The sequence below is a fragment of the Streptococcus mitis genome (genome assembly GCF_946190275.1).
In the GTDB taxonomy this organism is placed as follows: domain Bacteria; phylum Bacillota; class Bacilli; order Lactobacillales; family Streptococcaceae; genus Streptococcus; species Streptococcus mitis_DC.
Genome location: NZ_CAMHZQ010000014.1, coordinates 44,126 through 60,705, shown reverse-complemented (window position 1 = coordinate 60,705; position 16,580 = coordinate 44,126). Strand labels below are relative to the sequence as shown.

10 protein-coding genes are annotated in these 16,580 nt (G+C 39.2%); 9 read left to right on the top strand and 1 reads right to left on the bottom strand.

What is annotated here, in order from left to right:
• Positions 1-1,263, top strand: a 1,263-nt coding sequence (locus tag N8M20_RS07865; RefSeq protein ID WP_261080019.1) for an SIALI-17 repeat-containing surface protein, incomplete at its 5' end; no start/stop codon positions are given.
• Between the two features lie 160 nt (positions 1,264-1,423).
• Here the strand turns inward: N8M20_RS07865 and N8M20_RS07860 are convergent.
• Positions 1,424-1,969, bottom strand: a complete 546-nt coding sequence (locus tag N8M20_RS07860) for an NADPH-dependent FMN reductase (RefSeq protein WP_261079978.1) — start codon at positions 1,967-1,969, stop codon at positions 1,424-1,426.
• A 390-nt stretch (positions 1,970-2,359) separates the two neighbouring features.
• Between N8M20_RS07860 and N8M20_RS07855 the strand changes: the two genes are divergently transcribed.
• The 8 genes from N8M20_RS07855 to rpsR all read left to right on the top strand — a co-directional run bounded on the left by N8M20_RS07855 (position 2,360) and on the right by rpsR (position 16,390).
• A complete protein-coding gene (locus tag N8M20_RS07855; protein WP_261079966.1) occupies positions 2,360-3,556 on the top strand; it encodes an MFS transporter in 1,197 nt (398 codons plus the stop codon).
• Positions 3,557-3,855: 299 nt separating this feature from the next.
• Complete coding sequence (locus N8M20_RS07850; protein WP_261059585.1) at positions 3,856-4,344, top strand: cell wall elongation regulator TseB-like domain-containing protein; 489 nt, start codon at positions 3,856-3,858, stop codon at positions 4,342-4,344.
• Complete coding sequence (locus N8M20_RS07845) at positions 4,341-5,519, top strand: pyridoxal phosphate-dependent aminotransferase (RefSeq protein WP_261079954.1); 1,179 nt, start codon at positions 4,341-4,343, stop codon at positions 5,517-5,519. The genes N8M20_RS07850 and N8M20_RS07845 overlap by 4 nt, the downstream gene beginning before the upstream one ends.
• A gap of 16 nt (positions 5,520-5,535) precedes the next feature.
• Positions 5,536-6,879: an asparagine--tRNA ligase gene (gene asnS, locus N8M20_RS07840; RefSeq protein WP_261079900.1), complete on the top strand. Its 1,344-nt coding sequence runs from the start codon at positions 5,536-5,538 to the stop codon at positions 6,877-6,879.
• Positions 6,880-7,338: 459 nt separating this feature from the next.
• Complete coding sequence (locus tag N8M20_RS07835) at positions 7,339-15,183, top strand: Rib/alpha-like domain-containing protein (protein ID WP_261079816.1); 7,845 nt, start codon at positions 7,339-7,341, stop codon at positions 15,181-15,183.
• Positions 15,184-15,346: 163 nt separating this feature from the next.
• Positions 15,347-15,637: a 30S ribosomal protein S6 gene (gene rpsF, locus N8M20_RS07830; RefSeq protein WP_001151780.1), complete on the top strand. Its 291-nt coding sequence runs from the start codon at positions 15,347-15,349 to the stop codon at positions 15,635-15,637.
• Between the two features lie 11 nt (positions 15,638-15,648).
• Positions 15,649-16,119, top strand: a complete 471-nt coding sequence (gene ssbA / locus N8M20_RS07825; protein ID WP_261026331.1) for a single-stranded DNA-binding protein SsbA — start codon at positions 15,649-15,651, stop codon at positions 16,117-16,119.
• 31 nt (positions 16,120-16,150) lie between these two features.
• Complete coding sequence (rpsR, locus tag N8M20_RS07820) at positions 16,151-16,390, top strand: 30S ribosomal protein S18 (protein WP_000068664.1); 240 nt, start codon at positions 16,151-16,153, stop codon at positions 16,388-16,390.
• Positions 16,391-16,580: the final 190 nt, after the last annotated feature.

Below are 16,580 nucleotides of genomic sequence, written 5' to 3'. Positions count from 1 at the left end.
GGAAAAGTATTAATCACCTACCCAGACAAGAGTACGGAAGAAGTGACAGTCACTGTAGAAGTAACGCCACAAAAAGATGATTACGATCCACAACCAAAACAACAAACAGTGGAACATGCTCAAGTACCACTAGCAAAAGATAGTATTCATAATGTTAAAGATTTACCAGAAGGTTCAACATTTGAATGGAAAGATAGTAAAATTCCAGACACTTCTAAACATGGTGAGAAAAAAGGAGTAGTAACTGTAACTTATCAAGACAGAAGTACAGAAGACGTTGAAGTTACAATTACAGTTAATCCTAAAGACTTTACTCCAGTGGTTCCGAAAGAAAAAGTACCGGTGAAAACACCTGATAACTTAACACAAGCTGAACAAGATAAAGTGAAGGAAAATGTGAAAAAAGCAAATCCAGGAAAAGACGTAATTGTTGCTTCAGATGGAAATGTAACAATCACTGATCCAGAAACAAATGTCACTCATAATATTCCTCGTGATGAATTGTTATTTGCATATGCAAAAGGTGAACTAGAAGTTTTAGAAAATCCAGAATTCAATGGAGGAGTAAATGCACCGGATTCGCCAATTCATGAAGTACCAGAATTTAATGGTGGAGTGAATGGAGAACCAGAAACTCAAGAAGAATTACCAGAATTCAATGGAGGAGTAAATACACCTGACTCACCAATTCATGAAGTACCAGAATTTAATGGTGGAGTAAATGGTGAACTTCCAGATCCAGCAGAATTACCAAAAGTTCAGTTAATCATCACTAAATGGATTGATGAACAAGGTAATGAATTGAAACCAGCGGATGCTAAGGCTCCAACAGTATTAGGTGAAGCGAATGAAGCATTTGAACATGGTGAAATTGAAGGTTATGTATTTGTAAGAACAGAAACTAAAGGTGATGTTGTAACTCATATCTTCAGAAAAGTGAGTCCAGTTAGACCAACAAGTGACAGTCAACAAAGACCAGCTACACCATCTGACGATACAAATCGTAGACCAGATACTGCTACCCCTGCTGAGGCACCAACTACTCAACCGGCTGAACAACCAAGTCAAACAGTTGAAGTACCTGCTCAATTGCCGAATGAAGTGTCAGAAACTGATTCATCAGTTTCTCAACCGCAAGCAGTATTGCCAAATACTGGTACGAAAGCAGATCGTGCTACAGGTGCATTAGGAGTTCTATCTCTTCTTGGCGCATTTGGTTTGCTATTTGCCAAAAAGAAAAAAGACGATGAAGAGGAAGCTTAAATAGATGATCTCATCTGATCCTTAGTAGCTTTCCCTACATAAAGTCTTTGTAAATAAAAAAGAACTAGAAAAATCACTCATTTGTGAGAATTCTAGTTCTTTTATATAGAGGGCTAAAAGTCTGTCCGATTGTCTGTTTTAGAATAGCGATTAGTGATGACTAGATCGCATTAATTAAGTCTTCCGCTTGTTTTTCAAGTGAATTTAGGACTGTTTCTTGGAGAACTAATTTTCCGTCTGCCCAGGCAGAGTCATTGACACGAGCAGCAGTGAAATCACCAACTACTTGTGTACGGATAAATGGCAAGAGGTCTTTGTAAATAGCGAAGAGTTGATCGTGACCTGCATTGGCTACAGATGATACTGTGACAAATTTATCTTGAAGGGCAGAAGCGCCACGAGTATCAGACAAGTCAAGGGCACGAGATAGCCAGTCAAGCAAGTTTTTCACTGACCCAGGAATTGAGTGATTATAAACCGGTGAGAAAATCCAGATAGCATCCGCAGCAAGAACTGCTTCACGAGCAGCGGCTACAGCTGGGTGAGTTGGAACTTCCAAATCTTGGCTGAAGAGAGGAAGGGCTGAATAATCAAGGTAGCTAACTTCCGCTTTACCAGCAAGTGCTTTCTCAGCTTCGAGGGCCATTTGGTGGTTGAAAGAACCTTGACGTAGGGATCCGACGATAAATAATACTTTTTTAGACATGATGTGTCTCCTTTTTCTTAAGTTTTCGAGAACTCTCTCGTTGTTATAAAATATATTACAACAAAACAAAAGGACTTGCAAGAAATTTGCTCAAAGATAATTAAAACTATAAAATTGTAGAATATCTAATCACTTGCGACTGGAATGCATTTGATTTTCGAAGAGTATTCTAACATTCTCTTGTAATATGATGACATAAGTGCTAAAATAAACAAGAAAACTCGCAATAGAAACCGCAGAACAGCTATTTTCCGGTATCATTTCATAAATCATTAAAGGAACAATAATGGCATTGAAGAATGCTTCTAAAAAGGGGTGGAGATCATGTAAGGCACAGATTAACAAGTGACGGACAAAAGAAATAATAATACACTTGTTAAAGGAGAAAAGATGTTAATAAGAAATTATCGGAGAAATATTGGCCTGATGGCCGGAGTTGAGTTTTTTGCATTTTTAGGGATTACCAGTTTTTGGATTCTCTTTCTCAGTCAAAATGGAATGTCTCTTTGGCAGATTGGACTTCTGGAGAGTATTTTTCATACGACCAGTCTTCTCTGTGAAATTCCATCTGGTATGTTAGCTGACCGCTATTCCTATAAGACCAACCTTTATTTAAGTAGAATAGCAGGGATTCTGTCTTCTATTCTCATGTTGGCTGGGCAGGGAAATTTTTGGATTTATGCACTAGCTATGGCGGTAAGTGCCTTGTCTTATAATTTTGATTCAGGAACAAGCGCAGCAATGGTCTATGACTCGGCTGTAGAGGCTGGACTAAAGGAGCGTTATCTATCCATTTCGAGCTTCCTATCAGGAGTAGCAGAAGGAACTCGATCTTTGGGTACAGTTTTGGCAGGATTTTTTGTCCATGGTCAATTGCACTTGACATACTATATCATGATTGCGACTTCTATCATAGTTCTTTTCCTGATTTGGATGCTGAAAGAACCCAGTGTCAAGCTAGAAAAAGCTGATAGTGTGACCATGAAACAGATTATTTGGACTGTTAAGGATGAGTTGAAGCGAAATCCCATGCTTTTAAACTGGATGATTTTATCTCAGATTGTCGGAGTACTCATGTGCATGTTTTATTTTTACTATCAAAATCAGTTACCAGATTTAAGTGGTTGGCAAATTTCAGCAGTTATGCTACTTGGTAGTCTCTTAAATATTGTCGCAGTCTATCTAGCGAGTAAGATTGGCAAGAACTATGCTGCCTTGAAGCTTTTCCCTGTCCTCGTCCTGCTGACTGGCGTCACCTATATGCTGTCCTACTTTGGAACACCTCTAATCTATATTTTGATTTATTTGATGAGTAATGCTCTATATGCTCTTTTTCAGCCGATTTTTGACAATGATTTGCAAGAGCGGCTCCCAAGTGAAGTAAGGGCAACCATGCTGAGTGTCTACTCTATGATGTTTAGTCTTAGTATGATTGTCTTCTTCCCACTGACAGGCTGGTTGATTGACCATTTAGGCTTTGTGTTAACATTTCTTTATTTAGGATTCTTTTTATTCATGATTAGCTTTCTACTGCCTGTATTTTTAGGAAAAATGGCTAAAAGAATGGATGATAAAGTGATTCCATAGATCAAAAAACTTACGAAAACTTGAGTACTAAGCTCAGGTTTTTTAATAGGTTGATTTTGGAGCTGTCTTTACTTTTCCTGCTCGGTTTTAATCAAGAAAAATCGGTTTGCTTTGAAGGAAGAAATAGAATTGGTTGCTTATACTCAATGAAAATCAAAGAGCAAACTAGGAAGCTAGCCACAGGTTGCTCAAAGAACAGCTTTGAGGTTGCAGATAAAGCTGACGTGGTTTGAAGAGATTTTGGAAGAGTATTCTTGCATTCGCTTGTAATAAAGCCCAATAGATGGTAAAATAGACGAGTGAAAAAAAGACAAAACAAAGCAAAAAATAATCTACTGTGGCAGTATGGTCTAGGGATGACGATTTTGTTTGTGGTTATCAGTGCTTCCTTTCTGTATCTAGTGTTTTTGGGTATGAAACCTTATCAAACAGCTAAAAGTGAAGGAGAAAAATTAGCTCAGCAGTATGCAGGATTAGAGCAGGCTGATCAGGTTGACTTATACAATGGCTTGGAATCCTATTATAGCGTTCTTGGTCGTAATAAAAAACAAGAAGCACTTGCTGTCCTGATTGGGAAAGATGACCATAAGATCTACGTTTATCAGCTAAATCAGGGTGTTTCACAAGAAAAAGCAGAAGCGGTTTCTAAGGAAAAAGGAGCAGGCGAGATTGACAAGATTACCTTTGGCCGTTATCAAGATAAGCCAATCTGGGAAGTCAAGTCAGGCTCTAATTTTTATCTAGTAGATTTTGAAACAGGAGCATTGGTCAATAAGGAGGGCCTATGAAACTATCCAACCGTGTTTTAGAAATGGAAGAAAGTGTGACCTTGGCTGCTGGAGCCCGTGCCAAAGCACTGAAGGCTGAGGGAAGAGATATCCTGTCTCTAACCTTAGGTGAGCCAGATTTCACTACTCCAAAAAATATCCAAGATGCCGCCATTGCATCGATTCAAGATGGGCGTGCTTCTTTTTATACAGTAACCTCAGGTCTGCCAGAACTTAAGGCGGCGGTTAATACCTATTTTGAGCGCTTTTATGGCTATTCTGTAGCGCCAAATCAAGTGACAGTCGCTGCGGGAGCCAAATATTCTCTCTATACCTTCTTTATGGCAGTGGTCAACCCAGGTGATGAAGTCATCATCCCAACCCCATACTGGGTCAGTTATGGAGACCAGGTCAAGATGGCAGAGGGGGTGCCAGTCTTTGTTCCTGCTAAGGAAGACAATCACTTTAAGGTGACCGTAGAGCAGTTGGAAGCGGCTCGCACAGACAAGACCAAGGTTTTGGTGCTGAATTCGCCATCCAATCCGACAGGTATGATTTACACCCGTGAGGAACTCTTGGCAATCGGGAACTGGGCTGTAGAAAAGGACATTCTCATCCTAGCAGATGATATCTATGGTCGCTTAGTCTATAATGGCCATGAATTCACACCGATTTCTAGCCTATCCGAAGCGATTCGCAAGCAAACAGTGGTCATCAATGGTGTGTCTAAAACCTATGCTATGACTGGTTGGCGTATTGGCTATGCCGTCGGAGAAGTAGACATTATCTCGGCCATGTCCAAGATTGCAGGTCAAACAACCTCTAATCCGTCAGCAGTAGCCCAGTATGCAGCAGTTGAGGCCCTATCAGGGGAGCAAGATACTGTAGAAAGCATGCGTCAGGCCTTTGAGGAACGACTAAACACCATCTATCCCCTTCTTGCTGAGGTGCCTGGATTTGAAGTGGTCAAACCGCAAGGAGCCTTCTATCTCTTCCCAAATGTCAAAAAGGCAATGGAGATGAAAGGCTATACGGATGTGACAGAATTTACAACCGCTATCCTAGAAGAAGCTGAAGTGGCCTTGGTAACAGGAGCAGGATTTGGAGCTCCAGAAAATGTCCGCCTCAGCTATGCGACAGACCTAGACACACTTAAAGAAGCAGTTAAACGCTTGAAAGCATTTATGGAAAAATAAAAGAAAAGGAAAAACAATGACAAAACGTGTAACGATTATTGATGTAAAAGACTATGTTGGTCAGGAAGTGACGATTGGCGCTTGGGTTGCCAACAAATCAGGAAAAGGGAAAATCGCCTTCTTGCAATTGCGTGATGGAACAGCCTTCTTCCAAGGTGTGGCTTTTAAACCAAACTTTGTAGAAAAATTTGGTGAAGAAGTGGGGCTTGAGAAGTTTGATGTTATCAAACGCTTGAGCCAAGAAACGTCTATCTATGTGACAGGTATTGTCAAAGAAGACGAACGTTCTAAGTTTGGCTATGAGTTGGACATTACAGACATTGAAGTGATTGGTGAATCTCAAGACTACCCAATTACACCAAAAGAACATGGAACAGACTTCTTGATGGACAACCGTCACTTGTGGCTACGCTCTCGTAAGCAAGTAGCGGTGATGCAAATCCGTAACGCTATTATCTATGCAACTTATGAGTTCTTCGACAAGAACGGTTTCATGAAATTTGACAGCCCAATTCTTTCAGGAAACGCGGCAGAAGATTCAACTGAACTCTTTGAAACAGACTACTTCGGAACGCCAGCCTACTTGAGCCAATCAGGTCAGCTTTACCTAGAAGCAGGGGCTATGGCTCTTGGTCGTGTATTTGACTTTGGTCCAGTATTCCGTGCTGAAAAATCAAAAACACGCCGTCACTTGACTGAGTTCTGGATGATGGACGCAGAGTACTCATACTTGACACACGATGAATCACTTGACTTGCAAGAAGCTTATGTGAAAGCTCTTCTACAAGGTGTTCTTGACCGTGCTCCTCAAGCCTTGGAAACCTTGGAACGTGATACAGAACTTTTGAAACGATACATTGCAGAGCCATTCAAACGCATTACTTACGATCAAGCCATTGACCTCTTGCAAGAGCATGAGAATGATGAAGACGCTGACTACGAACATCTTGAGCATGGTGATGACTTTGGTTCACCACATGAAACTTGGATCTCAAACCACTTTGGTGTGCCAACATTTGTCATGAACTACCCAGCAGCCATCAAGGCCTTCTACATGAAACCAGTTCCTGGAAATCCAGAGCGCGTGCTTTGTGCAGACTTGCTTGCTCCAGAAGGTTATGGAGAAATCATCGGTGGGTCTATGCGTGAGGAAGACTACGATGCATTAGTTGCTAAGATGGATGAACTTGGGATGGATCGTACAGAGTACGAATTCTACCTTGACCTTCGTAAATACGGTACAGTTCCACACGGTGGATTTGGTATCGGTATCGAGCGTATGGTCACCTTCGCAGCAGGAACAAAACACATCCGTGAAGCTATCCCATTCCCACGTATGTTGCACCGTATCAAACCATAAGAATAGGAAAACGCCCATGTGGCGTTTTTTTCATGGAAAGGTCGAGAAACGAAAGTAAATATTATCAGGTTTTCAAAATCTTGATAATATGCGCTTTTCGTGAAAATATTTACTTCCTTTTCTTATAAAATTGAATTTGTGCTAGAAACATACTACCAGTTGTTCAGAATAGAGTTTCGTATCCTAGTACATTGACCTTATTGTTTAAAAACTGATGTATGTACTAGTTTCTTTAAGGAGGTATTAAATTGAAACAATAAATATATATAGGCATTAAACTTGAATTAATAATAGTGGCATGATACAATATTAAGTGATATTGATAATTATTGGGCAACCCTTTTTAAAATGATAACCTCTTGATATAGCTAAAAAATTTAAGGGGGGGGGGGTCTTTTTATTTGTCTGTATATTTCAATTCAATATTAAAAAACATGCATAAAGGAGGTTCTAAGTCTAATGAAGGGTAAACAACAAGATTTTAGAACGGAAAAGTATATACGTTACGGTATTCGTAAGTATAGTTTCGGCGCGGCATCGGTAGCGATTGCGGCTGGTTTGATATTTTTGGGAAATGGAGCAGTTTCAGCGACAGAGGTACAAAGTGCGGCAACTACCGTAGCAGCAACTGAAACTTCTACATCAACTGTGGCGACACCAGCAACTGAGCAACCAACAGCACCAGCTTTAGAAAAACTAGCGTCTGATGTAGAACAACCAACAACCCCAGCTACAGCAACACCTGCATCTGAGGTAGAACAACCATCAGCACCAACTACAAAGGCTGACACAAGCAAGTTGGAAGCAGCTATTGCTCGTTTAGAAGCAGCTTTAGAAAAAGTAGCATCAACTGAAAAAACGGCTTCAGCAATTGAGTCTGCAAAAGCAGAATTAGCAAATGCAAAAGCTGTTGCTGCAAATGAAACTGCAACAAAAGAAGAAGTAGCAAAAGCTACATCAGCAGTAAACGGAAAAGCTTTCGTTGTTGAAAGTATGCCAAAAGCAACTGCAGACAAGAAAGAAGAAAAAGAAAATCAAGACTCACGTAACGGACAAGCGATTCCTGGCAATGGGGAAAGTGGGTTTAGAGAGGCATCGGCAAATACTACAGTTACAAATGATGTCATTACACCAACAACACCAGCAAAACCAACAGCAAAAGATATAGTTGGGGATACAAGTACAGTATCAAGAGAGAATTTTACTGGTTGGGATACCTATACAATGCCGTTCGGAAGTAGCCATCCAGGTCAAGGTGATTTAGGTGTTAATACGCCAGAGAAAAGAGCAGATGCTGCTGGTTTAGAGTTTCGAGTATTTTCTGATCAACGTGCTGGCACAAGGCCTAGTCCAGGACCATCTAATTATACGTATTTAGGTAAAGAGAGTGATGTAAAAGGTCGTATTGACTATGGATTGCAACTTTCAGCAGAAGAAGTTCAGAAGTTGATAGAAGAAGCAGTTCTTTGGCGTGGGAAAATGCGATATGATGGTTCGAGAATTCAAAGCGCACCAGCTTCTACATATTTTGGTAGTGGACCATATGAATATCTAATATCAAGTATTTATAAACTTGGATATGAACAAGGTATTGATAAAGTATATATTAAAGATGTAAGTAAACGTATTGAAGTAACTGAAGAAGCTAAGGCCGCTGGATGGACGGTTTCAGATTTTACAGTATACAATTTTCCAGGTGCTACATATGACAAGCAAACAAATAGTGTACAAGGGGTTCTTACACATAATACTCCATTTAACTATCAACAATTAAGAACTCGAGTAACTTTTAAAAATACTATTACTGGTAAAACAGTAACACTTCCTTTAGATGAACATCGATTTGGTGGGGTAGCTTGGAAAGATACTACACCACCTAAAATCGGAATTAATGATACAGTTAAAGAAGGAAAAGTTGGAGAAAATCTTGTAGTTCCGGTTGACTATAGAGATGCGGGTGGTTCTCATGCCGGTGCACCTAATGGTAGAAATATTTCTTATAATTTAACAGATGAAAATGGAACTCCTCTTAACCGTACAGCGACTATTAGAGATACAGTTGGTCGTGCTATTATTGGTGTTTCTGGAGCGAATATTACAGGAACTACAGGGGCAGGAGCAGGGAATCCTACAGAACTGACAGGAGATGACACTAAAATTCCTGGTGTAGGTTTCACAATTGCTTCAAATGATATGACGGATAGCAATCCAAATGGATTTAAAGGAACTCCTACTGAAGCAGGGATTTACCGCGTATCTATTTATGCAAGAGACTATAATGTAACTAATGCAAATGAAGCCTATGCTCACGCAACCTTTAAAATTGCACCTACAGTTTCTGTAAAAAATGTTCATGCATATGATAAAGAAGTACCAATTACAATTTCAAAAGGTGCTTCAGAAGCAACGATTACATTACCAGATGGCACAAATACTAAAATTGTTGCTAAAAATGGTAAATGGGTTGTATCAGAAACCACTAATACAGCTGTAAACGTTAATGATGAAATCGGTACAGTTGGAGAAACATTTAACTTAAAAGTTCTTCCAACAGCAACAGAAAAAGCGGCTACAGATACGATCAATGTAACAGCAAGCAGTGAAAATGTAACCGCAACGTTCACAAGAGCGGAAGTAACTATAAAAACTCAAGTTGGAGATAATGTAACCGCAACATTCAATAAGACAACAGGTCGTTGGGATTTGCCTAGTGATATTGCTGAAAAGAAAACAGTTAATAGCGATGGAACTACTACATGGTTAAAACGTGATTTATATGTTGATGTAAACAAAAATGGAGAAACAACATTCAATGTTTATGAATATACACGTACGTTAGATGCAACAGGAAAAGTAACAGCTGTTAATAATCCTACTCGTACCTTGACAACTTATAATAAAGAAAATGCGGATAATAGTACAGCAGAGTCAGCAACTGATACCAATAAAGGCATGGTTGTAACTGTTAGATACGATAAAGGGCTAAACAAATGGACTGCTGATGATAATTCTACTGTTACCGCAACAAAAAATGGAGAGACATGGAATATTTCAACTTCATCAGGCTTCACTGGAACAGTCGATGCAGTTCATGCAGAAAGTTCAGATAAAGCGTCTGTATTAAATGATGCTCCAGCTGTTACTTCAACTTCTTACACAATTGTAAAAGGTGCAACAGTTGACTTAGTAAAACAAGCATCTGCTGCAGTAACAATAACTGATAGAGAAGATGATGCAACTACAGATCCAACTAAGAAGGAAACAACTGTTACTAAAGTAACGTTAACTTCTCCTTCAGGGAAAGTAACGGAATATCATAGTGCCGCAGAAGTTGCAGCTGTGAAGTTAACAGAAGCAGGAAATTATACTGTTAAAGTAGAAGTGAAAGATAGTAATGGAAATAAAGTTACTGCCGATTCAGATACAGCAACAGGAACAAATGAAAATGATAATACTGCGATTGCTTCAACGACTTATGTTATTACTGCTAAAGATCAAGCAACTAATAAATTTTATACAGTTGAAGACGACACAGTAACAAGTGATCAATTAAAAGACAAAGTAAATCCTACAGCAGTAGATGGATTTACTCCAACTAAAAATGATATTACTAATATTCCTGTAACTTCAGGTCAAGCAGGTCAAACATTACCAACTCCTGCAACAGTAACTTATACAAAAGGAACAGAAACAATTTCTGTAGAAACAACAGTAGATGTTGTAGTTTTACCAAAAGTAACTCCTACAGGAGTAACGGTACTTAAAGATAGCTCTGATTTAGAAACTGTAGTGAAAGAAAAAGCTAAAGAAGCAGCTAAAGCAATTGCTACAGATAAGATTCCAACAGGTATAAAAGTATCGATTAAACAAGTAAAAGAAGGCACTCTTCCAGCAACAGCGACAACAGGTGTCCAAACTCCTGCAAAAGTAGTAGTAGAGTACAAAGATGCTAATGATAATGTTGTTGAAACGAGAGAAGTTGAAGTTCCAGTAACGGTAGTAGGATCAACAGTAAATAAAATTGTAAAATTCGAAGATGATGAATTAACAGATGACGAAGTGAAAGCAGCTGTAACAGCAGGTACAGATGGAAAAATAGGGGAACCTCTATTATCTGAAGATATTACAGCAGAACCAGGGACTAAGGAAGTTCCAATTCCTGTAACCTATAATAATGATAGTTTATCGGAAAGAGTTTTAGTGCCAGTAGTAGTTTTACCAAAAGCAACAGGTGATGTAGACGTACCAAAAGGCTCAACTGTTGAAAAAGTAAAAGAAGCTGCGAAAGCAAAAGTAACAGAATTAGTAACATCGGCTGATTTCAAAGATAATTTACCAGAAGGTTCTAAAGATGTAGTTGTTGGAGATGTTACGGAAGAAGTTTTAGCAACAATCACTGCAGAAAAAGGAACTGAAAAAGGAACCGTTAAAGTTCCAGTAACTTATACAGTTGATGGCAAAACTTATACAAAAGATGCTGAAATTACGGTTAACGTATTAGGTTCAGTACCAAAAACAGTTTACACTGTAGAAGGAAACAAACCAGATGCGAATAAGGTGAAAGAAGCAGTAACACCAGATACTGGTGGAACAGTAGGAACGCCAACAGAAGCTGATTTACCAGAAACAACAGGAAAAGTAGGCGCAACAGATGTAACTGCAACAACAACAGTAACATATCCAAGTGGAAATGAAACTGTAAAAGTTCCAGTGACAGTCTTACCAAAAGCTACACCAGAAAAAGTGATTACCTTAAAAGATACAACTGGTGATAACTTAACAACAGCAGTAAAAGAAAAAGCACAAGCTGCGGTAGGTAAACTAACATTACCATCAGGAGTTACAGCAGAATTAGATCCAAATCAAACATATGCTGTTCCAGCAACAGATTCTAATGGTGATAAAACAGCAGTACCAGTGAAAGTACAATACAAAGACAGTACAGGTACAGTGGTAACAGAAGATACAATTTCAGTACCAGTAACAGTTGTAAGCTCAACACCAAGTAAAATTGTTGTATTCGAAGGTGAAAAACCAACCGCTGAACAAGCGAAAGATGCTGTAACAGCAGGAACAGACGGTACAAAAGGTGAACCAACAACATTGCCAGAAACAACTGGAAAAGCTGGAGCTACAGATGTAAAAGTTGACGTGCCAGTAACCTATGACAATGGTAAGATAACAGAAACAGTAAGTGTCCCTGTAACAGTATTACCAAAACCAGAAGCTGATGAAATTCTTGTTCCTAAAAATGGTGACAAAGATAAAGCAAAAGAAAAAGTACTTGCTCAAGCTAAAAAAGCGATTGCTGACGGAACATTTACAGGGAAATTACCACAAGGTGCTACAGTTGCTATTGATGACACAGCTACAGTAACAGTTCCAGACTTAACAGATGATACTGAAGTGGATGTAACTGTTAAATACACTGTAGATGGTCAAGAAAAAACAACAACTGTTAAAGTACCAGTTACAGTAGTTGAAGGTGTCCCTCAAATCGTGCCAGTTAAAGAAACAAACGATGTTCTTCCAGATCCAGAGAAGAGCATTGATAAAACAGAATACCCAGAAGGTTCTACATTCAGATATAAAACTCCTAATGGACAAACCTCTCCAATCGATGTAACAACAACTGGAGATAAGAATGTGATTGTTGAAGTGCTGGATAAAGATGGTAATCCTATTGCAGAAGTACCAGCAATTGTACGTGTAGTAGATAGTACACCACAATTTGTAGTAGCAAATCCGGCTAAGAAACAACCTGAAGCGAAAGATAGTGTTACACCAGGAGAATATCCAGATGGCACAACATTTGAATACAAAACACCAGTAGATACAACCACTTCAGGGGAAAAAGATGTCACAGTTGTAGCAAAACTAAATGGTCAACCAATTGTAGAAGTTCCTGCAAAAGTAGTGGTAGTAGATCCTAAGACACAATACGTAGTAGCAGATCCAAGCAAACCACAACCAGATGCATCTAAGAGTATTGATCCAGAACAATACCCAGATGGCACAACATTTGAGTACAAAACACCAGTAGATACAACAACTCCAGGTGAAAAAGATGTAGTCGTTGTTGCCAAAGATGGAGATGATACACTTGTTGAAGTGCCAACAAAAGTGAAGGTTGTACAAGGTTACCCTCAAATCGTTTCAGTGGATGAAGGTAAGAAACAACCGTCTCCAGAAGATAGTATTGATACGGATGATTATCCAGAAGATGCAACATTTGAGTATAAAGAAGAAGTAGATACGTCTACATCAGGCGACAAGAAAGTTACCGTTGTTGTGAAACAAGGGGATAAAGTATTAGTTGAAGTTCCTGCAACAGTACGTGTTGTAGAAAGCTATCCACAATTTGTCCCAGTAGACAAAGATAAAAAACAACCAAATATTGAAGGAAGTATTGATCCTAAAGCCTTCCCTAAAGATACAGAGTTTACTTACGAAACTCCTGTAGACACTACAACGCCAGGCGAAAAAGATGTTGTGGTAGTAGCTAAAATTGGAGAAAAGGTCATTGCAAAAGTCCCTGCAAAAGTAATGGTTGTTGAACCTCAGACTCAATATGTGCCGGTTGATAAAACAAATAAACAACCAGATGCATCTAAGAGCATTAATCCAGAAGAGTATCCAGATGAAATTACATTTGGATATAAGACTCCAGTGGACACAACAACGCCAGGCGAAAAAGATGTAGTCGTTGTTGCCAAAGACGGAGATGACACACTTGTTGAAGTTCCAGCTAAAGTTAAAGTAGTAGAAGGAAAAGAACAATTAATTCCTATTAATGCTACAGGTGAAAATCAACCAAAACCAAAAGATAGTATTACACCAAGTGATTATCCAGCAGACTCAACATTTGAATATAAAGTTCCAGAAGGAAAAACTGAACCGTTCGATTCAACAACTGTTGGAGATAAACCAGTAACAGTTGTAGTAAAAGATAAAAATGGAAAAGTTTTAGTTGAAGTACCAGCAACGATTAAAGTAGTGGAAGCTAAACCAAAACCAATTGAAACACCGGTAACAAATACACCTTTAACAAAAGATGATATTTCTAAATATGTTAAAGTTCCTGAAAAAGGCAAGGTAACGAATGTAGAAAATATTCCAGACTTGACAACCCCAGGTAAGAAAGACCCTGTTAAGGTAACAGTTGAATTACCAAATGGAAAAGTAATTACAGTGGAAGTTCCAGTGAATGTAACGCCGGTTAAGGAAATCGAAACACCAGTGACGAATACACCTTTAACAAAAGATGATATTTCTAAATATGTTAAAGTTCCAGAAGGTGGAAAAGTAACGAACGTAGAAAACATTCCAGACTTAACAACCCCAGGTAAGAAAGATCCAGTTAAAGTAACGGTAGAATTACCGAATGGAAAAGTAATTACAGTCGAAGTCCCAGTGAATGTAACGCCGGTTAAGGAAATCGAAACACCAGTAACGACAACGCCATTAACACCAGAGGATTACACTAAAGGAATCAAGATTCCAGAAGGTGGCAAGATAACGAATGTAGAAAATATTCCGGACTTAACAACCCCAGGTAAGAAAGACCCTGTTAAGGTAACAGTTGAATTACCAAATGGAAAAGTAATCACAGTAGAAGTTCCAGTGAACGTAACGCCTATCAAAGATATCGTTAAGAAGCTTGGTGATCCAATTACGAATGAAGATGTTGAAAAACATATTAAGATTCCAGAAGGTGGAAAAATCATTAGTATTGGAGATAAACCATCTACAGATATTCCAGGTGATAGACCAAGTATTCCAGTGGAGATTGAATTACCAGGTGGAAAACGTGTAGTTGTTAACATTCCAGTGAAAGTTACGACAACACCAAATCCTACTCCATCAACACCAACTACAAAAGTTATAACTCATTTTGTAGATGAAAATGGTAAAGATATCACTTCACCTGAAGAAGGATTGAAAGATCCTAAAGCTCTTGAAGGATATGAATTTGTAAATTCAACAAAAGATTCAAATGGGCATCTTGTACACCACTACAAGAAAGTGGCAACACCACAACCTGCTGGACCAACTGCTCCTGAACAACCTGCAACTCCTGCAGAACCTGGACGACCAGCACAAACTCAACCAGCGGCACCAGCTCAAGCAGATGCAACAGTAGCAACTGATTCAGCTACCCAACCAGCAACACCTAAATATGTTGATGGTCAAAAAGAATTGCCTAACACAGGTACAGAAGCTAACGCTAGCCTCGCAGCGCTTGGACTTCTTGGAGCCCTAAGTGGATTTGGACTTCTTGCTCGCAAGAAAAAAGAAGACTAAAAACTCATAGTTTTTGAGAAGATGATTCGTCATCTTCTTTTTTTATTTCGGTGTTTTTACTTGCGTAAAAAATTTTTTTCTAGTATAATAGTTTATTGTGAGCGAACCTCACTTACCCCTTGCAAAGTCTTGGGGTCATTAGACCAAAAGGAGGAACATATCAATGGCTAAATACGAAATTCTTTATATCATTCGTCCAAACATTGAAGAAGAAGCTAAAAACGCTTTGGTAGCACGTTTTGACTCTATTTTGACTGACAACGGTGCAACTGTTGTTGAATCAAAATCTTGGGAAAAACGTCGTCTTGCATACGAAATCAAAGATTTCCGTGAAGGACTTTACCACATCGTTAACGTTGAAGCAAACGACGACGTAGCTCTTAAAGAGTTTGACCGTCTTTCAAAAATCAACGCTGACATTCTTCGTCACATGATCGTCAAAACTGACGCGTAAGAAGGTAAACTATGATTAACAATGTTGTACTTGTAGGGCGTATGACACGTGACGCTGAGTTGCGTTATACCCCATCAAATGTAGCAGTTGCGACTTTTACTCTTGCAGTAAACCGTACATTTAAGAGTCAAAATGGCGAACGTGAGGCTGATTTTATTAATGTTGTTATGTGGCGCCAACAGGCTGAGAACCTTGCTAATTGGGCTAAAAAAGGCTCACTTATCGGGGTGACAGGTCGTATCCAGACTCGTAGTTACGATAACCAGCAAGGACAACGTGTCTACGTGACAGAGGTCGTGGCTGAGAATTTCCAAATGTTGGAAAGCCGTAGTGTGCGTGAGGGTCATACAGGTGGAGCTTACTCTGCACCAACTGCAAGCTATTCAGCACCTACAAATTCAGTACCAGACTTTTCACGTGATGAAAATCCATTTGGAGCAACAAATCCATTGGATATTTCAGATGATGATTTACCATTCTAATGGACAACTAAAATTATAAAGGAGAAAAAACATGGCTCAACAACGTCGTGGCGGATTCAAACGCCGTAAAAAAGTTGATTACATCGCAGCAAACAAAATTGAATATGTTGATTACAAAGATACTGAGCTTCTTAGCCGTTTCGTTTCAGAACGTGGGAAAATCCTTCCTCGTCGTGTAACAGGAACTTCAGCTAAAAACCAACGTAAAGTAACAACAGCTATCAAACGCGCTCGCGTAATGGCTTTGATGCCTTTCGTAAACGAAGATTAAAGAAAAGACCCGGGTGGGTCTTTTTTTCAGGTCCGGGTGGATCTCTTTTTCATGAGCTAGGAAATAAGGAAGCGAGTTAAGACCCGGGTGGACCTCTTTTTCAGACCCCGACGGGTCTTTTTTTCATGAGCCTTGAAATGGGAGAGCGAGTTGGGTCCAGGTGGACCTCTTTTTCAGACCCCGATGGGTC